The organism is Vibrio sp. 779(2023) (genome assembly GCF_033344285.1).
GTDB classification, from domain to species: domain Bacteria; phylum Pseudomonadota; class Gammaproteobacteria; order Enterobacterales; family Vibrionaceae; genus Vibrio; species Vibrio alginolyticus.
In genome coordinates this window covers 20,969-43,617 of the sequence record NZ_JAWPOM010000020.1, presented here as the reverse complement: position 1 = coordinate 43,617, position 22,649 = coordinate 20,969, and the positions used below count along the sequence as shown (strand labels likewise).

General features: G+C 45.8%; 21 protein-coding genes. 16 read left to right on the top strand and 5 right to left on the bottom strand.

All coding sequences use genetic code 11. The features are described 5' to 3' along the window. The first annotated feature begins 7 nt into the window (after positions 1-7). Positions 8-1,216 (top strand): FAD-dependent 2-octaprenylphenol hydroxylase, encoded by a 1,209-nt coding sequence (locus R8O70_RS19970; RefSeq protein WP_033907445.1) that lies wholly within the window; start codon positions 8-10, stop codon positions 1,214-1,216. A gap of 65 nt (positions 1,217-1,281) precedes the next feature. On the opposite strand, the gene R8O70_RS19965 is transcribed toward R8O70_RS19970, so the two are convergent. From R8O70_RS19965 to ygfZ, 3 genes are all read right to left on the bottom strand, one after another. After that, positions 1,282-1,488: a DUF1107 domain-containing protein gene (locus R8O70_RS19965; RefSeq protein WP_005380970.1), complete on the bottom strand. Its 207-nt coding sequence runs from the start codon at positions 1,486-1,488 to the stop codon at positions 1,282-1,284. Positions 1,489-2,126: 638 nt separating this feature from the next. Next, positions 2,127-2,600: an aminoacyl-tRNA deacylase gene (locus R8O70_RS19960; protein WP_054575410.1), complete on the bottom strand. Its 474-nt coding sequence runs from the start codon at positions 2,598-2,600 to the stop codon at positions 2,127-2,129. Continuing rightward, positions 2,593-3,561 (bottom strand): tRNA-modifying protein YgfZ, encoded by a 969-nt coding sequence (gene ygfZ, locus R8O70_RS19955; RefSeq protein WP_213894273.1) that lies wholly within the window; start codon positions 3,559-3,561, stop codon positions 2,593-2,595. Before ygfZ ends, R8O70_RS19960 begins: the two co-directional genes overlap by 8 nt. 189 nt (positions 3,562-3,750) lie before the next feature. Here ygfZ and R8O70_RS19950 point away from each other — a divergent pair, with 189 nt between their 5' ends. Then, entirely contained in the window at positions 3,751-4,011 is a 261-nt protein-coding gene (locus R8O70_RS19950) for a succinate dehydrogenase assembly factor 2 (RefSeq protein WP_005380951.1), read from the top strand. Further along, positions 3,980-4,441 carry a protein YgfX gene (locus R8O70_RS19945; protein ID WP_225474077.1) on the top strand — a complete coding sequence of 154 codons (462 nt, stop codon included), beginning with the start codon at positions 3,980-3,982 and terminating at the stop codon, positions 4,439-4,441. Before R8O70_RS19950 ends, R8O70_RS19945 begins: the two co-directional genes overlap by 32 nt. 22 nt (positions 4,442-4,463) lie before the next feature. Here R8O70_RS19945 and nadB read toward each other — a convergent pair whose 3' ends face one another. Beyond that, on the bottom strand, positions 4,464-6,077 hold the full coding sequence (gene nadB, locus R8O70_RS19940; RefSeq protein WP_005380947.1) for an L-aspartate oxidase: 1,614 nt from the start codon (positions 6,075-6,077) through the stop codon (positions 4,464-4,466). A gap of 554 nt (positions 6,078-6,631) precedes the next feature. On the opposite strand from nadB, the gene rpoE reads away from it, so the two are divergent. The 11 genes from rpoE (at position 6,632) to acpS (ending at position 15,871) form a co-directional block, all read left to right on the top strand. Further along, positions 6,632-7,210: an RNA polymerase sigma factor RpoE gene (gene rpoE, locus R8O70_RS19935; RefSeq protein WP_005380946.1), complete on the top strand. Its 579-nt coding sequence runs from the start codon at positions 6,632-6,634 to the stop codon at positions 7,208-7,210. Positions 7,211-7,236: 26 nt separating this feature from the next. Next, positions 7,237-7,863, top strand: coding sequence for a sigma-E factor negative regulatory protein (locus R8O70_RS19930; RefSeq protein ID WP_005380944.1), 627 nt, complete (start codon positions 7,237-7,239; stop codon positions 7,861-7,863). Beyond that, positions 7,860-8,819, top strand: coding sequence for a sigma-E factor regulatory protein RseB (rseB, locus tag R8O70_RS19925; RefSeq protein ID WP_005380941.1), 960 nt, complete (start codon positions 7,860-7,862; stop codon positions 8,817-8,819). The genes R8O70_RS19930 and rseB overlap by 4 nt, the downstream gene beginning before the upstream one ends. Positions 8,820-8,821: 2 nt before the next feature. After that, positions 8,822-9,292, top strand: a complete 471-nt coding sequence (locus R8O70_RS19920; protein WP_005380936.1) for a SoxR reducing system RseC family protein — start codon at positions 8,822-8,824, stop codon at positions 9,290-9,292. A 158-nt stretch (positions 9,293-9,450) separates the two neighbouring features. Beyond that, the gene (gene lepA / locus R8O70_RS19915; RefSeq protein WP_005380934.1) at positions 9,451-11,244 is read left to right on the top strand and encodes a translation elongation factor 4; all 1,794 of its coding nucleotides are present in this window, start codon (positions 9,451-9,453) and stop codon (positions 11,242-11,244) included. A 104-nt stretch (positions 11,245-11,348) separates the two neighbouring features. After that, the gene (lepB, locus tag R8O70_RS19910; protein ID WP_064354307.1) at positions 11,349-12,248 is read left to right on the top strand and encodes a signal peptidase I; all 900 of its coding nucleotides are present in this window, start codon (positions 11,349-11,351) and stop codon (positions 12,246-12,248) included. Between the two features lie 21 nt (positions 12,249-12,269). Further along, positions 12,270-12,947, top strand: a complete 678-nt coding sequence (gene rnc / locus R8O70_RS19905) for a ribonuclease III (protein WP_005380932.1) — start codon at positions 12,270-12,272, stop codon at positions 12,945-12,947. Beyond that, positions 12,940-13,902, top strand: coding sequence for a GTPase Era (gene era / locus R8O70_RS19900; protein ID WP_258644948.1), 963 nt, complete (start codon positions 12,940-12,942; stop codon positions 13,900-13,902). Before rnc ends, era begins: the two co-directional genes overlap by 8 nt. Positions 13,903-14,017: 115 nt before the next feature. After that, positions 14,018-14,749, top strand: coding sequence for a DNA repair protein RecO (gene recO / locus R8O70_RS19895; RefSeq protein WP_005384578.1), 732 nt, complete (start codon positions 14,018-14,020; stop codon positions 14,747-14,749). Next, positions 14,746-15,480, top strand: a complete 735-nt coding sequence (pdxJ, locus tag R8O70_RS19890; RefSeq protein WP_005384579.1) for a pyridoxine 5'-phosphate synthase — start codon at positions 14,746-14,748, stop codon at positions 15,478-15,480. Before recO ends, pdxJ begins: the two co-directional genes overlap by 4 nt. Positions 15,481-15,490: 10 nt before the next feature. Further along, complete coding sequence (gene acpS / locus R8O70_RS19885) at positions 15,491-15,871, top strand: holo-ACP synthase (RefSeq protein WP_005380927.1); 381 nt, start codon at positions 15,491-15,493, stop codon at positions 15,869-15,871. A 69-nt stretch (positions 15,872-15,940) separates the two neighbouring features. Here the strand turns inward: acpS and barA are convergent, their stop codons facing one another. Next, positions 15,941-18,739 (bottom strand): two-component sensor histidine kinase BarA, encoded by a 2,799-nt coding sequence (barA, locus tag R8O70_RS19880; protein ID WP_033907441.1) that lies wholly within the window; start codon positions 18,737-18,739, stop codon positions 15,941-15,943. 192 nt (positions 18,740-18,931) lie between these two features. On the opposite strand from barA, the gene rlmD reads away from it, so the two are divergent. Next, positions 18,932-20,251, top strand: a complete 1,320-nt coding sequence (gene rlmD, locus R8O70_RS19875; protein WP_154205033.1) for a 23S rRNA (uracil(1939)-C(5))-methyltransferase RlmD — start codon at positions 18,932-18,934, stop codon at positions 20,249-20,251. Positions 20,252-20,374: 123 nt separating this feature from the next. Continuing rightward, positions 20,375-22,594 (top strand): GTP diphosphokinase, encoded by a 2,220-nt coding sequence (relA, locus tag R8O70_RS19870; protein ID WP_005380915.1) that lies wholly within the window; start codon positions 20,375-20,377, stop codon positions 22,592-22,594. Positions 22,595-22,649 lie beyond the last annotated feature (55 nt).

The window sequence follows — 22,649 nt, the reverse complement described above, 5'->3', positions numbered from 1 at the left end:
AAAAGCAATGATGCAAAGTGTAGATATCGCCATCATCGGCGGAGGGATGGTTGGGTTGGCACTTGCTGCCGCGTTCAAAGACAGTGATCTGCGTGTCGCCGTTATTGAAGGTAAAGTGCCAGATGATTCGTTGAAAGAATTGCCCGATGTTCGTGTGTCTGCGCTGAGCCGCTCTAGTGAGACGATTTTGCGTAAACTTGGTGCTTGGCAGGGCATAGAACAGCGCCGAGCTTCGCCTTACCATGGCATGGAAGTATGGGAACAAGATAGCTTTGCCAGCATTGAATTTAATGCACAAAGTATGGCACAACCTGATTTAGGGCATATTGTTGAGAATCGTGTGATTCAACTTGCACTGCTTGAACAAGTCCAAAAGCTCGATAACGTCACGATGTTTATGCCTGCACGTTGCGCGACTCTCGCGGTCGGTGAGCAAGAAAGCTGGTTGACGCTCGATAATGGCCAAGCCATGACCGCTAAATTAGTGGTCGGAGCCGATGGGGCGAATTCGTGGCTTCGCCATCAAATGGATATTCCATTAACGCATTGGGACTATGGTCATCATGCTTTGGTCGCGAATGTCAAAACTGCTATGCCACACAACAGCATTGCGCGCCAGATATTTACTCCTCACGGACCGTTGGCATTTTTGCCAATGTCGCAACCAGATATGTGCTCTATTGTTTGGTCCACGGAGCCAAATCGAGCAGAGCAGTTAGTGGCGATGAGTGAACATGATTTCAATAAAGCGTTGACGAGTGAGTTTGATGCTCGACTTGGTCTATGTGAAGTAGTGGGAGAGCGTGCTGCGTTTCCTTTGAAAATGCGCTATGCGCGAGATTTTGTTGTCGAGCGAGTCGCGCTGGTTGGTGATGCGGCCCATACCATTCACCCATTAGCGGGGCAGGGTGTGAATTTAGGTTTATTAGATGCGGCCAGTCTTGCTCAAGAAGTATTAGCACTTTGGAAGCAGGGACAAGATATCGGCAGTAAACGCAACCTAAGAAGCTACGAGCGTTGGCGAAAAGCGGAAGCGGCAAAGATGATCGCTACTATGCAAGGGTTTCGAGATTTGTTCTCTGGCGAGAACCCTGCTAAGAAGCTTGTTCGTGGCATTGGCTTGAGTTTAGCGGGGCAACTGCCGGGAGCGAAAGATGAGATCATGAAGCGCGCGCTTGGTTTAAAGGGACACTTGCCGGATCTGGCGCGTCAGTAAGTGCAAAGCGAACTTCAAATACACAAAAGGCTGGTTAATCCAGCCTTTGTTTTATCAACATTTTGCTAAGCATATGCGCATCGGAGTTTCATTATTTCTTGATTGATCTCTTTGACCGCTCGGAAATGGCGTTGCTCTGCTTTCTCCGGCAGTATTAACTTACCGTTATCAAACTCGAATCTACCGACCCCGTAAATATAAATTCTTCCTTTAAAAAGACGACTTATATGTTTAGCAATCATACTTGGTGTATAGCGCTTAAACAGTCTCATATTTACTTTCCTTTTATCTAACCTAGCCTAGGTATTCTACGTTCTGGACGCGAAAATTATTGTGACAGCAATAGTATTAAATACAGATGTAGGGTGTTGCGTCAGAGAATTGTGTTGTCTTAGACAATTTGACAGTGTCATCTCTTAAATAGCGTGAGGATTACCCCAAAAATAACCTCTCTAAAGGAACCCTTACCCAATACACTCCTTTTTACGTGACGCATTAAGCAATAGTTTTGTTACAGAATTAAGAATAGAACGAAAACGGTTGTTTGCTAGTTGTTTCTATTAAGGTCGTGCTTCGCGTAACACACTTTACGTTCTAACGATTAGAGGAAATGAAAGAGAAAAAGTTCCACGTAAAAAAAAGCCCGCTTCAGCGGGCGAATAGTCACAGATGCATTACACAAAAGTGGATAACTAACTGCATGAATGCTGTCACTCAGCTAGCTGACTCACTTTATATTGGTTAAGTGCTTGTTTGAAACTTAACCAACAAATTCAGCATATACGAGTTTTATTCTTGTGACTATTTATGTTTTATATGTGATTAAAAATTCTTATGTCTATTTTTGTAGATATGAGCGAGATCACGCAGTGATAGAAACACTACGTGTCATTACATTGTTTTTAGACGATTAACGACAGATCTCAGCTACGGTCGGCTGGCACAATTGGATAAGATCTTGAATAGAAAGCGCCAGTCCAGCCATGCGATCGCCACTGCTGATCGTGACTTCCTGTTCTTCTAGTAAGCTAGGGTCGAACACGATTGGCATATGACGTTTGAGTAGCAGAGGAGTGACAGTACCAATTTTGTAACCAGTGATGGACTCAACATCGGCTTGATCAACACAAGTCATCCGGCGATATTTCAGTAACGAGCGCACTTTTTTGGGATCAACGCTACGATCACCTGGCGCACAGGCGAGTGCATATTGATTACCCATGTCTCGTAGCAAGATTGCTTTCACCATTTGAGAGGGGCGAATGCCGCGTTGGTGCGCGGCATCCTCAATGGTGGTTGCTGGTCTTTGATGCGGTAACAGACGAAACGGAATGTGTTGGTCTGTGAGAAATTGCATCAAAGGAGTATTGATTGTATTACTCATCATCAAGACTGTAAGGCAGTGATTCGATTGTCCATTCACATTCTGGTTGCGCAACCAAACGAAGACGAGTGTCCTCATCGAGATTATTAGGCAGCACGATCAGGCCAATCGCGTGATTGTCACTGAACTGGTAGTGATTTAATAAAGCACCTACTGAACGCCAGTTTTCACCTACGCTGCGTTCGAGCTCAATTGGTTCGTCACTGAATGGAGCAGAAGTTGCACCTTTTACGATATACATCGCACGTTTATTGGTACCGCGATACTTCGCTCGTGCTACCGTTTCTTGTCCCGTGTAGCAGCCCTTTGTGAAGCTAATGCCTCCTAAAGCTTGCACGTTGAGTGCTTGTGGAATGTGAGCATTCTGCGCGGATGCAGAGACAAATGGTAAACCTTCCTCAATATCGAAACGATTCCAAAGCTCATTTGTCGTAAAGACAGCGTCGGTAGTTTCAACGATTTGCTGTGCTTCTGGCGCACTTAATATCAGTAACCAGCGATCTTGTGCAACTTGCACTGCTGTGCCACCGTCAACTGGGCGAACGCTGCCAGTTGTCTTGCTCATTGTTGAAATGAATTCATCGGCTTTGACGCCAGCGACACCTAAGATAACGTCATCAGAAGCTTCAATCGTTACTTTAGAGAAAATGGCGTATTTCTTTATTTCACTAAGTTCTACGTCAATCGCCGATTTTGGTTGGATCATGCCGTAGCCATCATGATGATGGAAAAGGCGGAACACGCTCCACACTTTGCCTTTCGCATCACAATGTGCGCCCAGTGTTGATTGGTCTTGTTCTAAAGAAACAACATCGCAGGTAACCTGACCTTGTAAGTATGATTTTTTATCGTCACCGATCATGGTGATCATGCCGAAGTTATCCAGCAGTGAGATAGATAACTCTGGAAGTGCGTCTTGAGTTGAGAGAGGTAATGCTGAAAAACGAGTTTGCCATTCCATAATTACAATGCCTTTTGAAGATATTTTTCCGCTATGTTATACCCAAATAACCTTGAGATACTAGGGGAGCGATTTACGAATCAACATTTGTCTGCTTTCACTATCGTATTGTGACCCGCACACTAGTGACGTAGTACATCCCTTGTTACACTCCGCACTAACAACAAGACATCTATGAAGGAATAGTGAATGTACACTCCGGAAGAAAAAGCGCGTATTAAATGGGCTTGTCGTCGAGGCATGCTTGAGCTTGACGTAGTAATTATGCCGTTTTTTGAAGAGTGCTTTGATACTCTGAGTGAACAAGAGCAGCGTGACTTTGTTTCTTTACTTGAATGCGATGATCCTGATCTGTTTACTTGGGTAATGGGGCATGGCCGTAGCGAAAATTTAGGTCATGCAGCAATGGTTGATAAAATTGTCGCCCATAACCTCAGCAAAGTTCGTTAATTTTACTGCTTCTCCCTCTCTGACTGCCCGAGTCTTCAATGTTGTACTTTTCTTATTGATGACTTGGGCTGTTATCTTCTCTAGCATTCCGCTCGTATTATCGACTTATTTGTTATTACTGATTGTTAAGGCTCTCTCAAGCCAAGGCCTTGTTCAACCTACAAGTCATGGGCATTGGTATGTGCACTGCGATGGCTCAGTTAGGTTTGATGCCCTTGAGTGTGGCGAATACTCGGAAGATATTGAGTCCGAAAAGGGTCATTTACAGCGAGTTGATACATCGGCATCACCATTCAAGATAACATTCCAATTGCAATCTGGCCGTAGTGTTACGATTTGGCGTGATAGCTGTGACGATGAGCAGTATCGTCAATTATCTTTGGTATTACGCCAATGGGAAATGAAACAGGGAGCTAATGCTCCCTGCTGATGTAATAGTTGACTCGGTAGAGTTAAAGCTGTTTAGCTGGAACCAAAATCGTTGGTCCGCTGTTTTCCAGTTGGTTCGGATAATCAAGCGTGTAGTGCAAACCTCGACTCTCTTTACGCTGCATCGCACAACGAACCATCAACTCTGCGACTTGTAAAAGGTTACGCAGTTCTAATAAGTTGTTCGACACACGGAAATTGCTGTAGTACTCGTGTGTTTCTTGTTGCAACAGTTGGATACGGCGTAAGGCGCGCTCTAAACGCTTGTCAGTTCGCACAATGCCCATGTAGTCCCACATAAACAGACGAAGCTCGTGCCAGTTGTGCTGAATGATCACTTCTTCATCACTATTGGTTACTTTGCTTTCATCCCAACATGGCACCTGTGAGGGTAGCTCAACGTTAGTGTGATGTTTTAGAATATCTTTTGCCGCAGACCAAGCATAAACCACGCATTCGAGAAGTGAGTTTGATGCCATGCGGTTAGCACCGTGCAGCCCGGTGTAGCTAACTTCACCAATCGCATACAAATTTTTCAGATCGGTGCAGCCATTTCTATCCACCATGACACCGCCACAAGTGTAGTGTGCAGCAGGTACGATTGGGATTGGCTCTTTAGTCATGTCAATGCCCAAGTCCATCAAACGTGAATAAATGGTTGGGAAGTGTTTCGTAATAAAGTCAGCAGGCTTATGGCTGATGTCGAGATACATACAGTCGGCACCTAAACGCTTCATTTCGAAGTCGATAGCACGAGCCACGACGTCACGCGGAGCAAGCTCTTTACGTTCATCGAAATCCGGCATAAAGCGAGAGCCATCTGGACGACGCAGGTAAGCACCTTCGCCACGCAACGCTTCAGTCAGCAAGAAGTTACGTGCTTCTGGGTGATATAAACACGTAGGGTGGAACTGGTTAAATTCCATATTCGCCACACGACACCCTGCACGCCAAGCAATCGCAATACCATCACCAGACGACACATCTGGGTTAGAGGTGTATTGATAAACCTTTGAAGCACCACCTGTAGCGAGAACCACAAATTTGGCTCGCACGGTTTCGACATGCTCTTCGTTGCGGTTCCAAATATAAGCACCGATAACTTTGTTTTTATCACCGCCAATTTTGTCTTCGGTGATTAAGTCCAGAGCATTGTGACGTTCGAGAACATGAATGTTTGGATGGTTATGAGCGTTATCTTGCAGGGAGGTTTGCATCGCCATACCTGTCGCATCTGCCGCGTGAAGAATACGACGACGGCTATGACCACCTTCACGAGTTAAGTGGTAGCGAGGTTCATCGTCAGAGTCATCTTCTTCACGATCAAATGGGACACCACCGTCAATCAACCACTGTACACACTCTTTTGAATGCTCAGCAATGAACCTTACGGTCTCCTCATCGCAAATACCATCCCCGGCGATTTGCGTGTCTTCAACGTGTGAATCAATGGTGTCTGACTCATCAAATACGGCAGCGATACCGCCTTGAGCATAGTAGGTTGCCCCTTCGCTGCGTGGTCCTTTACTCAGCACCATCACCTTACAGTGGTTAGCAACGCGCAAAGCCAACGACAAACCTGCCGCGCCACTCCCTACCACTAATACATCACACTCATGTTCACGATTTGTGTTCATATAACTTTTATAATCCCAAGCTAAGGTAACAAGGCTACCTTGTGTATTATTTGCACACCATGTGCATTCCATTATCGCGACATCTGTCGCTAAGGGCTAAGTTGGGAGACCTATCGACGTCCGTGTTACGGCGGTGACTGAGCCACTCTTCTTTTTCATGCAGAGCATGAGCATGCTTCCTAAGTTATAATTTGTAACGCGGTGTTCAGATAGCCATTAGCCATGCAAATGAAAAGTAATAGTTTGTCAATGCCATTGCTTTTCCATGCTCGACCCAGCACAATCTGGGACAGAGATCATTCATTATACCCATTTCCCTCCAAGATGCTCGCTTGTCAAACTTAGACTAAAGTCAGGCAGCGGTGGTCATTTGGGTACAGACATCACACTGTGAAAAAACAATGACAAAAAACTTGAGAAACCATGGAACTTTCTCATTCACGTTAGGGTCACAATAGTGCTCAAGTAAGCAGTGGTGTCAATACTACGTTTTGCATAATTAGTACCCATATCTGAGAAGAGTAGGGGCATAACAAATAGGAGTATCCGCTCGAATGAACGAGCAGCTGACCGATCAAGTATTGATTGAGCGAGTTCAGAATGGCGATAAGCAAGCATTCAACCTGTTGGTAACAAAGTACCAGAATAAGGTATGTAATCTTATTTCCAGATACGTTAGTAATCCTGGCGATGTACCAGATGTAGCACAAGAAGCGTTTATTAAAGCTTACCGAGCTATCCCTAGCTTTCGTGGGGAAAGTGCGTTTTATACGTGGCTGTATCGCATTGCAGTGAATACTGCGAAAAATCACATTGTTGCTCAAGGGCGTAGACCTCCAGCGACAGATGTCGATGCTGAAGATGCTGAATTTTACGAAACAGGTAGTGCACTTAAAGAAATATCGAACCCTGAGAACTTAACGTTGTCCAAAGAATTGCAACGGGTGGTGTTCAGTGCAATCGAAGCTTTACCTGAAGATTTAAAAACCGCAATGACATTACGAGAGCTCGATGGCTTGAGTTATGAAGAAATTGCAGAAGTGATGGATTGCCCGGTAGGAACGGTACGATCGCGTATCTTCCGTGCTCGTGAGGCGGTGGAAAAGAAAATCAGACCTCTTTTGCAACGCTAGTACAAGTAATAACTATGGTGAAAATAATGGCTGACAAAGAAAAACTTTCAGCTCTCATGGATGGAGAATTGGTCGATAAGGCTTTAATTCAAGAGTTAGAGCAAGACCAAGAGAGCCGTGATGCTTGGCAGAACTATCACCTGATTGGTGATGTGATGCGAGGCGAAGCGCCAGCAAAACCTGAGTGGAATATTGCTGAAAGCGTGGCGTTAGCGTTAGAAGATGAACCTGCACACCGTGCGTTTGATTCGCACAGTGCAAATGTTATCTCAATTGCGGATACGCCAAAAGAGTCGCAACCAGAACCGCAAAAAGCAAAACGTCAGTTGCCAGGTTGGTTGACGCAGTTTGGTCAAGTTGCTGTTGCTGCATGTGTATCGCTTGTTGTTATTTTAGGTGTACAGCAGTACGGTGGTAGCGATTCAATGTCGCCGCAAACAGATCAATTACCTGTATTGCAGACGGTTCCGTTTGCTGGCAGCGCAGAACCAGTGAGTTTGACTCGTGAGTCTGTAGAACGTTCTGTAGGCGAGGCAAATATGCAAGAGCAGCGCAAGCGTGTTCATGCTATGCTGCGAGACTACGAATTGCAGTTACGAATTAACAGTGATGCATCTCAACAAGATGCAAATCTGAATCCGGATATTGAATGAAAAAATTTCTGATCAGCGCTTGCGCTCTGTTCAGTATGATGTCTTCTCAAGCCTTTGCTGGTGATAAGCCAGCGGAGGCTTTATTGCATCAAATGAGCGAGGCGAGTAAGAATTTAAGTTACGAACTCTCTTATATCCTTATCAAAAAGAACAGCATTGAGCCGTTGCTGTATCGTCATGCCACGCATGGTGACGATCAATATGCTCATCTTGTCTACTTAAGTGGCCCTGTGCGTGAAGTGATTCGTCGCGGAACTGAAGTAAGTTATATCGAAACGGGTTTAGAACCGTTCACCATCGAGTCAGGTAAAATGGTCGCTCCGACTATGCCTATGCTCAACACCAATATCGATGAGCTAAACTTGTATTACGACTATGTAAAAGTGGGCAGAGCTCGTGAAGCTGGTGTGGCAACACAAGTGCTGCGTATTGTTCCTAAAGACGGTCTGCGCTATTCATACGTACTATGGATCGATGAAAAGAGTAAATTGCCGTTACGTGCCGACCTTGTGGACCGAGATGGTGAGATGCTTGAACAATATCGCACTATTTCTTACACGGTAAACCCAAAAATCGCAGAGTTAATGAGTGGCCTGCAAGATGTTCAATTACCTGCTGTTCTCACCATGCCAAAAGGCGATATTGGGACCAGTAATTGGCAGGTTGGTTGGATCCCTGAGGGTTTCGAGCCGAACGAGCTCAACCGCTATCGAATGGCCGTTACTAACCAAATGGTGGAGAGTCAGCTGTATTCTGATGGTCTGTTTAGCTTCTCTGTTTACGTAGCAAACAAAGATGAGCATTCGTTAAAAGGGCAGTTGGTTCGCCAAGGCAGAAGAACGCTACACAGTTTTGTGAGCGGTCAACATGAAATCTCTGTTGTAGGAGACATTCCACCGACCACAGCACAGCGTATCGCCCAATCTGTCACATTTAATGTAACAAAGAGTAAATAACAATGATGACCGCGTTGGCTACCGTGACAGACGTGCATCGTCGCGGCAAGCAATTCGAAATTGATTTAAGTTGCGAACAGCAGACCAGTTGCAGTAGTTGCTCTTCACAGAAAAGCTGTGGAACGGGCGTTGTTACTAAAGCCATTGGTAACAAGAGTTTATCTTGGCACCTGCGCACGGATAAATCGGTGAAAATAGGTCAAGTCGTCGAGATTGGTTTTCCTGAGTCAAGCCTAATAAAATCAGCAATGGCGGTTTATTTACTGCCATTGTTTGGTTTGATTATCGGTGCGATGTTTGGTCACTTCCTATTAGCGCCGCTGACAGCCGGCGGGGAAGGCATCATCATATTGGCATCGGTATTGTTTGCCGCTGGTGGAATGTGGATCGCAAAACGTGTTTCTCGTCCGTTAGAAGATGAATCCAAGCGCCAAGTTACCCTCGTTCGGGTACTTGGAGAGCCAATCCAGTAAGTGCTGTCCCCCTCCACTAAAGGTTATTTGGGTATGTACTTTAAATTACGTGCGCCCGTTAACGAAATTCGGTAGAATCTGCCAACTTGATTGAAATGCCGTCAGTAGATGGCGTTTCTTACTGTCCCTATTTGTAAAGAGTTAGTCACCCTAAATCTATGAAGCACATTCGTAACTTTTCGATTATCGCCCACATCGACCATGGTAAGTCGACCCTATCAGACCGTCTAATCCAAGTTTGTGGCGGGTTAACCGATCGTGAAATGGCCGCACAGGTTCTGGATTCTATGGATCTTGAACGTGAGCGTGGCATCACCATCAAATCTCAGAGTGTGACGCTAAACTACACCGCTAAAGACGGTGAGACGTATCAGCTGAACTTCATCGATACTCCGGGGCACGTTGACTTTGCATATGAAGTATCACGTTCTCTAGCGGCTTGTGAAGGTGCGCTATTGGTTGTGGATGCGGGTCAAGGTGTTGAAGCTCAAACACTGGCTAACTGTTACACCGCGATCGAAATGGATCTAGAGGTTGTGCCAATCTTGAACAAGATTGACCTACCAGCAGCCGATCCTGAGCGTGTAGCGGAAGAAATTGAAGAAATCGTTGGTATCGATGCAATGGAAGCAACCCGCTGTTCTGCGAAGACAGGCATTGGTGTTGATGACGTTCTAGAGAACATTGTGTCAGCGATTCCAGCACCGGAAGGTGATCCAGATGCGCCACTACAAGCGCTGATCATAGACTCATGGTTTGATAACTACCTTGGCGTTGTTTCTCTAGTGCGTATTAAAAACGGCGAACTGAAGAAGAACGATAAGATCAAAGTGATGAGTACGGGCCAAGTTTGGGGTGTAGACCGCCTTGGTATCTTTACGCCAAAACAAGTAGATACCGATACCCTTCGTACTGGTGAAGTAGGTTGGGTTGTTTGTGGTATCAAAGACATTCTTGGTGCCCCTGTTGGTGATACGTTGACTCTAGCGAAGAATGGTTGTGATAAACCGCTACCTGGCTTTAAGAAAGTTAAACCTCAGGTTTACGCAGGTCTGTTCCCTGTATCTTCTGACGATTACGAGAACTTCCGTGACGCACTAGGCAAACTAAGCCTTAACGACGCATCGCTATTCTACGAGCCAGAAAACTCTGCGGCACTTGGCTTTGGTTTCCGTTGTGGTTTCCTTGGCATGTTGCACATGGAAATCATCCAAGAGCGTCTAGAGCGTGAATACGACTTGGATCTTATTACCACAGCACCAACGGTAGTTTACGAAGTTGAGAAGACGGATGGCGATCTGCTGTATGTTGATAGCCCAGCAAAACTACCAGCGATCAATGATATTGAAGAAATTCGTGAACCGATTGCGCGTTGTAATATCCTTGTGCCTTCAGAGTACCTCGGTAATGTAATCACCCTGTGTGTTGAAAAGCGAGGCAGTCAAGTTGATATGGTTTACCACGGTAACCAAGTCGCTGTGACTTACGATATTCCAATGGCTGAAGTGGTACTGGATTTCTTCGATCGTCTGAAATCAACATCACGCGGTTACGCATCTTTGGATTACAACTTCCAGCGTTTTGAAGCTTCGAACATGGTACGTGTAGACGTTCTTCTTAACGGTGACACTGTTGATGCATTGGCGATGATCACACACAAAGATCAGTCTCAGACTCGCGGTCGTCAGTTGGTAGAGAAGATGAAAGAATTCATCCCTCGCCAAATGTTTGATATCGCAATCCAAGCGGCAATTGGTAACCACATTATCGCTCGTTCAACGGTAAAACAGTTGCGTAAGAACGTTATTGCGAAATGTTACGGTGGTGACGTAAGTCGTAAGAAGAAACTTCTGAAGAAACAGAAAGAAGGTAAGAAACGCATGAAGCAGATCGGTAACGTTGAGCTGCCTCAAGAAGCGTTCCTAGCCATCCTTCACGTAGGTAAAGACTAACGTTGAACTTTGTCTCACACTTGTCGGTCTTAAGACGTTAGATATTAAAATAAGTGAAAGGGTTTCGGCTCTTTCACTTTCGTATTTTTAGATAAGGGAATTTAATGGCGAATACATTCTCACTGATGTTGGTTATTGCGACTTTGGTAACTGGCGTGGTTTGGCTATTGGAAAAGCTGGTTTTCGCGAAAAAGCGTCAGGAAAAACTGGCTGAGATTCAAGCTCAGACGTCTAATGGTTTGGATGCAGTGACCTTGCAAAAAGTAGAGCGTCAGCCTTGGTGGGTTGAAAATAGCGTCTCTATTTTTCCTGTGATCGCGTTCGTTTTAGTATTACGTTCTTTTATCTACGAACCATTTCAAATCCCATCAGGCTCAATGATGCCTACCTTGCTGGTTGGCGATTTCATTTTAGTTGAGAAGTACGCGTACGGTCTAAAAGACCCAGTATGGCGTACTCAGCTAGTGGAAACTGGTAAGCCTGAGCGTGGTGATATCGTGGTATTCAAATACCCACCACAACCAAGTGTGGACTACATTAAGCGTGTAGTTGGTTTGCCTGGTGATATCGTGCGTTATTCAAGTGATAAGCAGCTTTGCGTGCAAAGCCAAGGCGAATCGGCGTGTAAGCCAGTTAAACTGAGCAATGTTGAAGAAAGTCAGTTTAGCTCGAACGGTATTCCAATGATCCAACTGGATGAAAAATTGGGTAACGTTGAGCACAATATTTTGGTTAATCCTCTTGTGCGTAACCGCGTGGAGCAATATTTCCCACGCAGCGGCACGACAGAGTGGGTTATACCACAAGGTCAGTATTTTGTGATGGGTGATAACCGTGACAACAGTGCTGACAGCCGTTACTGGGGCTTTGTTCCAGAAGCAAACTTAGTCGGTAAAGCTGTCGCGATCTGGATCAGCTTCGAGTTTGATCGTGGCGCAGATAGTGTTCTACCTTCATGGATTCCAACTGGTGTGCGTTTTAACCGCATCGGTGGCATTCACTAACCATTCAAATATCGAGAGAGTATGAATTCTCCAATTGATAAACTAGAGAGAAAGCTCGGCTACCAGTTTCAAGATGCCGGGCTTATCAATTTGGCGCTGACGCACCGCAGCGCCAACAGTAAGCACAATGAACGTCTTGAGTTTCTGGGCGATTCAATTTTAAGTTTTGTCATCGCTGATGATCTGTACCATCGTTTCCCAAAAGTGAACGAAGGTGACATGAGCCGCATGCGTGCTACTTTGGTTCGCGGACATACATTGGCGGAACTGGGTCGTGAATTCGATCTAGGAGATTATTTAAAATTAGGTCCAGGTGAATTGAAGAGTGGCGGTTTTCGCCGAGACTCTATTTTAGCCGATGCGGTTGAAGCCATTATTGGCGCAATTTACCTAGACAGTGATCTTGAAGTTGTGCGAGGCATTGTACTGAGTTGGTATCAGTCACGCCTTGAAGCCATTAAACCAGGCGTTTCACAGAAAGATCCGAAAACTCGCCTACAAGAGTTCCTACAAGGCAGAAGAAAACCGCTGCCTGTCTACACAGTGACTAATATTAAAGGTGAAGCGCACAACCAAGAGTTCACGGTTGAGTGCGAAGTAGCAGGTGTGGATAAGCCTGTAATCGGTAAAGGCACCAGCCGCCGCAAGGCAGAACAAGCGGCTGCTGAAACAGCACTTGAGCAATTAACAAATGGCTGATAACGAATTCGATATCGATGCGTTTTTCGCATCACAGGGTGAGCCAAGCTCGCCAGAAAACCAACACTGTGGCTTTATTGCGATTGTTGGTCGCCCAAACGTAGGTAAGTCGACACTTCTGAACAAAATCTTGGGTCAGAAGATTTCGATCACCTCACGTAAGCCGCAAACAACACGCCACCGCATAATGGGTGTGGACACGGATGGCGATTACCAAGCGATTTACGTCGACACGCCAGGACTTCACATTGAAGAAAAGCGTGCGATTAACCGCCTGATGAACCGTGCGGCTAACTCATCTCTAAGTGATGTAAACCTAGTGTTCTTCTTAGTCGATGGTACGCATTGGACCAAAGACGATGAGATGGTGCTAACTAAGCTTCAAAAATCGAACTTCCCAGTTGTGCTTTGTGTCAATAAAGTCGACAACGTGCAAGATCGTAACGAGGTGATGCTACACATGGCTGAGGTGTCTAAGAAGATGGACTTCGTGGACGTTGTGCCAATCTCTGCCAAGCAAGGTAAGAACATTGACGTACTGCGTAAGCACGTGCGTAATCACTTACCTAAAGCAACGCATCACTTCCCAGAAGAATACGTGACTGACCGTTCTCAGCGTTTTATGGCGTCTGAGATTGTGCGTGAAAAGCTGATGCGCTTTACTGGTGAAGAGCTGCCATACTCAGTAACGGTTGAGATTGAACGTTTTGATTACAACCCAGAAACCGACGGTTTCCACATCAATGCCTTGATTCTTGTTGAGCGTAATGGCCAGAAGAAAATGGTGATTGGCAAAGGCGGCGAGAAGATTAAAACCATTGGTCGCGAAGCGCGTTTAGATATGGAAGAATTGTTCGGTCGTAAGGTTTACCTAGAAACTTGGGTAAAAGTGAAATCTGGCTGGGCAGACGACGAACGAGCGTTGCGATCGTTGGGTTATATAGACGATTTATAATCTTGGCTGCGAAGGTGCTTCGCTCCAACATCGATGAAAAATCAGTATCGATTAAAATAAGGAGCCGCTCGGCTCCTTATTTTTTATTTCACACTTTTTAGGCACAATGACTTAGATGAGTAATCTGTCTTCCGAAGGTTTACAGCGCTGTTTTGTATTGCACCGACGCCCTTACAGTGAATCGAGCTTAATCCTTGATGTATTTAGTGAGGAATATGGCCGAATGACTTTAATGGCCAAAGGTGCGCGCAGTAAGCGTTCGAACTTAAAAGGCGCATTGCAACCTTTTACCCCGCTATTACTTAAATGGTCGGGGAAAGGCTCAATGAAAACTTTGCGTCAAGCCGAGCCGATAAGCCTAGGTTTGCCGTTAACGGGCATTAATCTCTACTCAGCCATGTACGTCAATGAACTGATTGGCCGTATTTTGATGGCTGAAGTGCCGATGCCAGCACTATTTCATGATTATTTGCATGCGTTAACCGAGTTGGCGCACAACGAGAACCCTGAGCCTGCACTGCGTCGTTTTGAGTTAGCCTTGCTGTCTGCTATGGGGTATGGCGTGGATTTTTTGCATTGTGCAGGTACCGGCGAGCCCGTCGACCCAGAAATGACCTATCGTTACCGGGAACAGAAAGGGTTTATTGCTTCGGTTAGGCGCGATAACCTCACGTTTTTAGGGAATGAACTGATTGCTATCAGTGAGCGGCGGTTCGTCACTAAAGAGCAGCTAAAAGCGGCAAAACGCTTTACACGTATAGCCTTAAAGCCGTATCTTGGCGGCAAACCTTTAAAAAGTCGTGAATTTTTCATTCAGACCCCCAGAGCACGGAGTAACGGAAAATGAGCTCAATTTATTTAGGCGTCAATATCGACCATATTGCCACTCTACGTAATGCACGTGGTACAAAATACCCAGATCCTGTTCACGCTGCTGAAATTGCAGAGCGTGCAGGCGCGGACGGTATCACTATCCACTTACGTGAAGACCGTCGCCATATTTTGGATCGTGATGTACGTATTCTGCGTGAAACCATTCAAACGCGTATGAATCTAGAGATGGCAGTGACGGACGAAATGGTTGAGATTGCGCTGCAAACTAAACCAGAGTTTGTGTGTCTAGTGCCTGAAAAGCGTGAAGAACTGACGACGGAAGGTGGCTTAGATGTTGTAGGGCAGCTTGAAAAAATTAAAGCTGCGACGAAAAAGCTGACAGATGCCGGCATTAAAGTTTCGCTCTTTATTGATGCTGACCGTCAACAGATTGAAGCTGCGAAAAAGTGTGGCGCTCCGTTTATTGAGCTACATACTGGCCACTATGCAGATGCGACGACAGAAGACGAACAGCAAGCTGAACTGAAGAAGATTGCTGCTGGTGCGAGTTATGCACATGACCTAGGTATTATTGTTAATGCCGGGCATGGCCTGACTTATCACAATGTCGCACCAATTGCTGCATTACCAGAAATTTACGAACTCAACATTGGTCACTCAATCATTGGTCGCGCAGTATTTGATGGTTTAAATAAAGCGGTTGCTGACATGAAAGCACTGATGATTGAGGCTCGCCAGTCATAGGGCTATCTAGATGGCGATTATAGGGTTAGGGACCGACATTGCAGAAATTGAGCGTATTGAAAAAGCGTTAGCTCGTAGTGGTGAACCTTTTGCTCAGCGGATTCTTTCAGAAGAAGAAATGGCCAAATTCTCACAGCTTAAGCTGCAAGGTCGTTATCTTGCTAAGCGCTTTGCAGTCAAAGAAGCGGCCTCAAAAGCATTGGGAACAGGGATAGCAAAAGGGGTCACGTTTCACGACTTTTCCATCTCGAACGATGAGCTTGGAAAACCAGTACTCGCATTGACGGGCACAGCCAAGCAAATAGCGGATGCGATGGGTGTTAACCACATTCACCTGTCCATTTCCGATGAGCGTCATTACGCTGTGGCGACGGTCATTTTTGAATCCTAGCTTGTAAGTCTTAAACAAAATACTAAAAAGCCAGAGCATTTGCTCTGGCTTTTGTTTCTCTTCAATAGATCACTGTTCAAGGTATAACTTTGCGGTTGTTGTTACTTTAATCATTTCATCTTGCAGCTCGAACATTTCAGGCTCAACCTCCTCAAGACTGATCCCTGAGCGCAGTGCTTGCTCAAGCGTCGCACAGAGTGACTTCAGTCTTGGAACGCCACAATATGAACTACTGCCGTGCAGCTTATGGATGACATGAATTAGGTCATCACGAGAGATATCTTCTTGCTCCAGAGCTTGGTCAACGACTGCTTCTACTTCAGGGATGAACTCAATCAACATGCGTAGCATGTCTTTAGCGAGATCCTCTTTATTCGCGCTCTGTTTCAAGGCTGCTTGCCAATCAATAATCACATCCTGCTGAGGCGAAGAAACGGATTGTGGTGCGCTTCCTTCAGGTTCATCAACGTATGAAGGGGCGACTTTGCCAATGCTCTCTGTACAAGCATTTGGGTTCCAGTGAACCAAAACCTGTTGTAGCACATGCTCTTCAATAGGTTTGGTCAAGTAGTCATCCATTCCTGCCGAGAGCAAGCGGTCTCGTTCCCCTGCCATGGCATGTGCCGTTACCGCAATCACTGGCGTGTCTTTATTTAGCTCCAACTCTTTAATGTGCTTACAAGCGGTCACCCCATCCATTTGTGGCATTTGAATATCCATGAAGATTAAATCGTACTTTTTCTCTGTCGCCAGGTTCACCGCTTGCTGGCCATTGCTACAGGCGGTGACGGTTTCTACTCGTTCGCGGAGCAGTGCAGAGATCAGCTTCAAGTTTGCAGGGTTGTCATCCACTGCTAGTACAGTGAGAGGTAAACGGTCCCCTTCGCTTGGCGTAATTGGAGCGCTTAATACCGGTGGCGATTCTACATGTTCGCTAATCAGGCTTTGTAGCAACTTACGGCGAGACAATGGTTTCGTCAGGCACTGGACGTGATGCTCTGTCATTATTTGGTCCGCAAGCGCCAATTCGGTACTCGGTGTCCCTAGGAGAACACTCGGAGCCATGCGTTTCGCTTGTTCTATCCAAGGTGTAATAACTTCCGCATCGTGAGTCTGGTTGGCCGCTAAATTCAACAGTACATAATCATATTGTTCTTCGTTGTTTGGTAGCGAAGAGCGGTAGGTTACTAAAATACCCTCCTGACTTAGAATCTGTTGGGTTACGGATGCGGCTTGCATGTTTGGTTCAATCAGCAGTAACTGCTTCCCAGTCAGAAGTTCCACTTCAATCAGTTCGCTCATTGGCATCTCGGTTGAGTGCAAGCGCACCGTAAACCAGAAGGTTGAACCTTGGTGTAGACGGCTGGTTAAACTGATTTCGCCGCCCATCTGGCTCACCAGTTTCTGAGTGATAACCAGACCAAGACCAGTACCGCCGTAACGACGTGAAATACTTGCATCTGCTTGGCTAAAGGCTTGGAACAACTGCGCTTGCTGACGCTCAGAGATACCAATACCGGTATCACGCACCATGAATTGTAGTTCGACGGAGTCTCCTGATTGAGAGCGCATTTCTACGCTAACATCAATGTTGCCTCGCTCGGTAAACTTGATTGAGTTACCGACTAAGTTCGTCAAAATTTGCTGGATACGTAGTGGATCTCCAACTAAACCCGGTGGAATTTTAGGGTCCACTTTTAGGGTGATTTCTAACCCTTTCTCATGTGCACTTGTGGCTTGTAGGTTAATTACCTCTTCTAAACTTTCTCGGAAATCAAAAGGAATGTTTTCCAGCGCCAGCTTACCCGCTTCAAGTTTCGAGAAGTCGAGAATGTCATTGATGATATTCAGCAGGTTGTTCGCCGACTTCTCAATCGTCTGTAGGTAATCCGTTTGGCTGTTAGAAAGCTGCGTTTTAAGCATTTGACGAGTAAAGCCGATCACCCCATTGAGCGGAGTACGCAGCTCGTGCGACATGTTCGCCAAGAACTCTGACTTAACCCTGGCCGCTTCTTGCGCGCGTTTCTTCGCGATATCCAGCTCAACGTTCTGAATTTCTAGCTGCTCAAGCGTTTCACGTAAGTCGGACGTGGCTTGGTCTATACTGTGCTGCATCTCTACGTGATATTCTGATAACGATACCGCCATGGCGTTGATGCCATTTTTTAGCTGGTCTAACTCACCGTGCATTTTGCCTTCGATACGCACATCAAGATGACCGCGGCGAATGCGGTCAACGACATTCTTCATGTGGGTGATAGGTTGGGTCACATCGTGCATTAGACGTGAAGCAAACACACTTGCTAAGCCAAGACCGAGAACCAGAACTAAAAACGCAGAAAAGACTTCTTGATACTGTTGCAGCCTCAAGGAGGAGAGATCTAACTCGACGGCGATGTAACCAATCGCTTTTGTGCCTTGGCTTTCGTTCGACAACTCCGCTAAGTAGTGACCTTCTGACAAAATGGGGACACGCAATATCAGTGAGTTTTCGTAGATTTCCGAATTACCCAGTTGCGGGATCGGTTTATCTTTGGGAAACATCAAGGCTTCAAAATTAGGATGAAAGTTAGAGGTCACAAAGAGCTCATGATGTTCATCAAATACCGCGATACTACGAACCAGTTTGGAGTTTTTGCGGTGCGCGTAGCTTATCAAGCGACGTACCGCCTCTCGGCTTTCTGATAGTAGATGAGTTTCACTGGCAATCGCCAGCGGCTCAATAATGCTGTTACCAGTGGTGATAACTTGTTTCTCAAGGTCTTGGTAGCGGTTAAATGAGAAAAAGCCGCTCAGTAATAAACCAATAATGAGAGTGGGAGCGAGAGTTAGTGTAATTACACGTGCTCGTAAGCCATATCTGGTCATGTTATCTAATTACATCGGAGTCTGGATATGGGAAAATAACGCATTATTTCTCAAGCGCACGATAAAGCCTTGAGCAAAGAAGTGACGTCACCGAATAAACGGTAAGCATAATCAAGTCACTCGAATCACACAACGGCTGCAATCAAGAATAGTGAAGCCGAAGAGCAATTACACATAAATCAGGCATAGAGCATGGCACGCATCTTTCAACCGAAAAAGAAAACCCAACTCAATACTCGGCACCAAGCAGTGCAAGTAGAGCGTTTAGATCACCACGGCGCAGGCATTGCTTACCTCAAAAAGAAGCCATTGTTTATCGATGGAGCACTGCCGGGTGAGGAGGTGGTCACTCAATTGGTGGAAGAAAAGAGCAAATACGCTCGCGGTAAGTTGATTAAAATCCTTAAGCCGAGTGAAGCTCGTGTGGAGCCATTTTGCCCACATTATCATGAGTGCGGTGGCTGTGATTTGCAGCATCTAGATTATGACCAACAATTGACGTACAAACAGCAAACGTTGCGTCAGCTAATGCGAAAATTTTCAGGCAGTGACATTGAACTAGATGCCCCGTTATTGGGATATTCGCAGGCCTACCGTCGCCGTGCGAGAGTGAGCTTGTTTGTTGATAAAAAAACACGTCAGCTACATTTTGGTTTCCGTAAAAAGCAGAGTAAGCAAATTGCGCAAGTGACCGATTGCCCAGTGCTGGCACCGGAACTGAATGTTTTGCTGCCAGAGATTTACTCAGCCCTAAAAGCGTTCAAAAAGCCTGAACAATTGGGTCATGTAGAGCTGGTACTTGGTGATAATGGGCCGTGTATTACGCTGCGCCACTTGAGCGCTCTGACAACGAGTGAAACTCAATCTCTAACGGAGTTGGCAAAACGTCATGGCGCATCGTTGTACTTAATGCCATCGACAGAACAATTAGACCTTATCGAAGGCGATATGCCTTTTTATCAAGAAGTTGGAGTGAAAATCCCTTTTGCACCAAATAACTTTATTCAAGTAAACCAAGGTGTAAACCAACAAATGGTCAAGCAAGCGGTTGAGTGGTTAGACCCACAAAAGAGTGACCGAGTGTTAGATTTGTTCTGTGGTTTAGGCAACTTTAGTTTACCAGTTGCGAAATTAGCTAAGCACGTGGTTGGAGTAGAGGGTGTTGCAGAGATGGTAGAAAAAGCCACAAACAATGCATCTTTGAACCAAATCAATAACGCGCAATTTTATCACGCTAACCTTGAGCAAGATTTTGAAGGCCAAGCCTGGGCCGCAGAGCGGTTTGATAAAGTATTATTAGACCCGGCACGCGCGGGAGCGAGTGGGATCATCGATCAAGTTTCTGAGCTTGGCGCACAGCGTGTAGTTTATGTTTCTTGTAATCCTGCTACCCTTGCTAGGGATAGTCAAAGCTTGATAGAGCAAGGCTATAAATTAACGAAATTAGGTATGCTGGATATGTTCCCTCATACCAGTCATCTAGAATCGATGGCATTGTTTGAAAAGTCCTAACTTTAGGACTTTGACCCCTTATTTGTGGTGGGTGGTCATAAAGCCAGCGTGTACGCGCGGTAAAAAGAACTAACCTGGACGGTGTTAGTCAAACCACACGAATATAATAATTAGGATGATGAGATGGTTGCGGTAAGAAGCGCGCATTTAAACCAAGATGAACAGTTTGAACTCGAAAACTGGGTGGCTAGCCTAGGACAAGAGAAAAACACAGCCTCACGCTTAATCGAAGTATATCGAGATTGCCAGACAGTATTAGCTGATAACGAGCAAGCGGAACTGTTGTTGTGGCGTGGACGAGAAATGATCGAAATTTTGATCACCTTGTCTATGGATCAAGCCACTTTAGTGGCTGCTCAACTGTTTCCTTTGGTTTCAAGTGGTGCTTTTAACAGAGAAATTCTGGAAGAGAAATACAGCAAAGAAATCATAAAATTAATCGACGGCGTTGAAGAAATGGCTGCTATTGGCCAACTCAACGTCAACATGGAAGGCAGTGCAGCGTCATCTCAGGTAGATAACGTACGCCGCATGCTGCTTGCCATGGTGGATGACTTCCGCTGCGTAGTTATCAAGCTCGCGGAACGAATTTGTAACCTTATTGAAGTTAAAAAAGCGCCAGATGAAGTTCGACGTGCGGCGGCAAAAGAGTGTGCCAACATCTATGCGCCGCTAGCAAACCGATTAGGCATCGGTCAGCTGAAATGGGAAATTGAAGATTACGCTTTCCGCTACCAACAGCCGGAAACTTACAAACAAATTGCCAAGCAGCTTTCTGAGAGGCGCATCGTTCGTGAACAGTACATCAAAGACTTTGTTGAAGACCTCACGCACGAAATGGAAGTATCGGGCATCAATGCCGAAGTGAGTGGTCGACCTAAGCACATCTACAGCATTTGGCGAAAAATGCAGAAAAAGAGTTTGGCCTTTGATGAGCTGTTTGATGTGCGAGCAGTGCGTATCATCGCAGACAAACTGCAAGATTGTTACGCGGCTTTAGGCGTAGTTCACACCAAATACAAGCACCTGCCGAGCGAGTTTGATGACTACGTTGCTAACCCTAAACCAAACGGTTATCAATCGATCCATACAGTAATTCTAGGGCCAGAAGGCAAAACCATCGAGATCCAGATTCGTACCAAGCAAATGCATGAAGAGTCGGAACTGGGGGTTGCAGCGCACTGGAAATATAAAGAAGGGGCAAGCAGCCGAAGCGGTTATGATGAGAAGATCACGTGGCTGCGTAAGCTACTGGATTGGCAAGAAGAAATGTCTGACTCTGGCGAAATGCTCGATGAGCTGCGTAGCCAAGTCTTTGATGACCGTGTTTATGCCTTTACACCACGTGGTGATGTTGTCGATTTGCCAATGGGGGCAACGCCGCTAGATTTTGCCTATCACATTCACTCCGAAGTGGGACACCGTTGTATCGGTGCCAAAGTCGGAGGTCGTATTGTGCCGTTCACGCATAAATTACATATGGGTGACCAAGTCGAGATTATCACTCAGAAAGAACCTAACCCATCACGTGACTGGTTAAACCCATCATTAGGCTTCGTTCATTCTGGTCGTGCGCGTGCCAAAATTAACGCCTGGTTCCGAAAACAAAGCCGTGAGAAGAACCTTGAAGCAGGTCGTGAAATCCTTGAGCATGAGTTAGCCAAAATTGGCGCAACGTTAAAAGATGCAGAGCATTACGCCCTCAAGCGGTTTAACGTCAAAACACCAGATGAATTGTATGTTGGGGTAGGTAGCGGTGATTTGCGCATCAACCAAATCATTAACCATATCAACGCATTAGTTAACAAGCCAACGGCAGAGGAAGAAGACCAGCAAGCACTGGAAAAACTGCAAGAAGCTGAGCATAAGTCACCCGCGCAAAGCCGACCGAAAAAAGACGCCGTCGTTGTAGAAGGCGTCGATAACCTAATGACACATCTAGCACGTTGCTGTCAGCCAATTCCAGGTGACGATATCTCTGGTTACATAACGCAAGGTCGTGGGATTTCAGTACACCGTAGTGACTGTGAACAGCTAGAAGAACTGCGCCATCATGCGCCAGAGCGCATCATTGATACTGTCTGGGGCAGCGGCTTCGTCGGGTCATACATCCTCACCGTCCGTGTTGAAGCGATGGAGCGAGGTGGTCTACTCAAAGACATTACGACACTGTTCGCCAACGAAAAGATCAAAGTGACCAGTATGAAGAACCGAGTCGATTACAGACGTCAACTTGCCATCATGGACTTTGACCTAGAAGTCACTAATATTGAGGTGCTTTCGCGGGTTTCGAAACGTGTGGAACAGATCAAGGATGTCATGACGGTGAAACGCCTCGGCTAAAACTCTCGTCATAGTTATCGTTGTAGCGTTGTTGACTGCACGCACTCGCTCCATC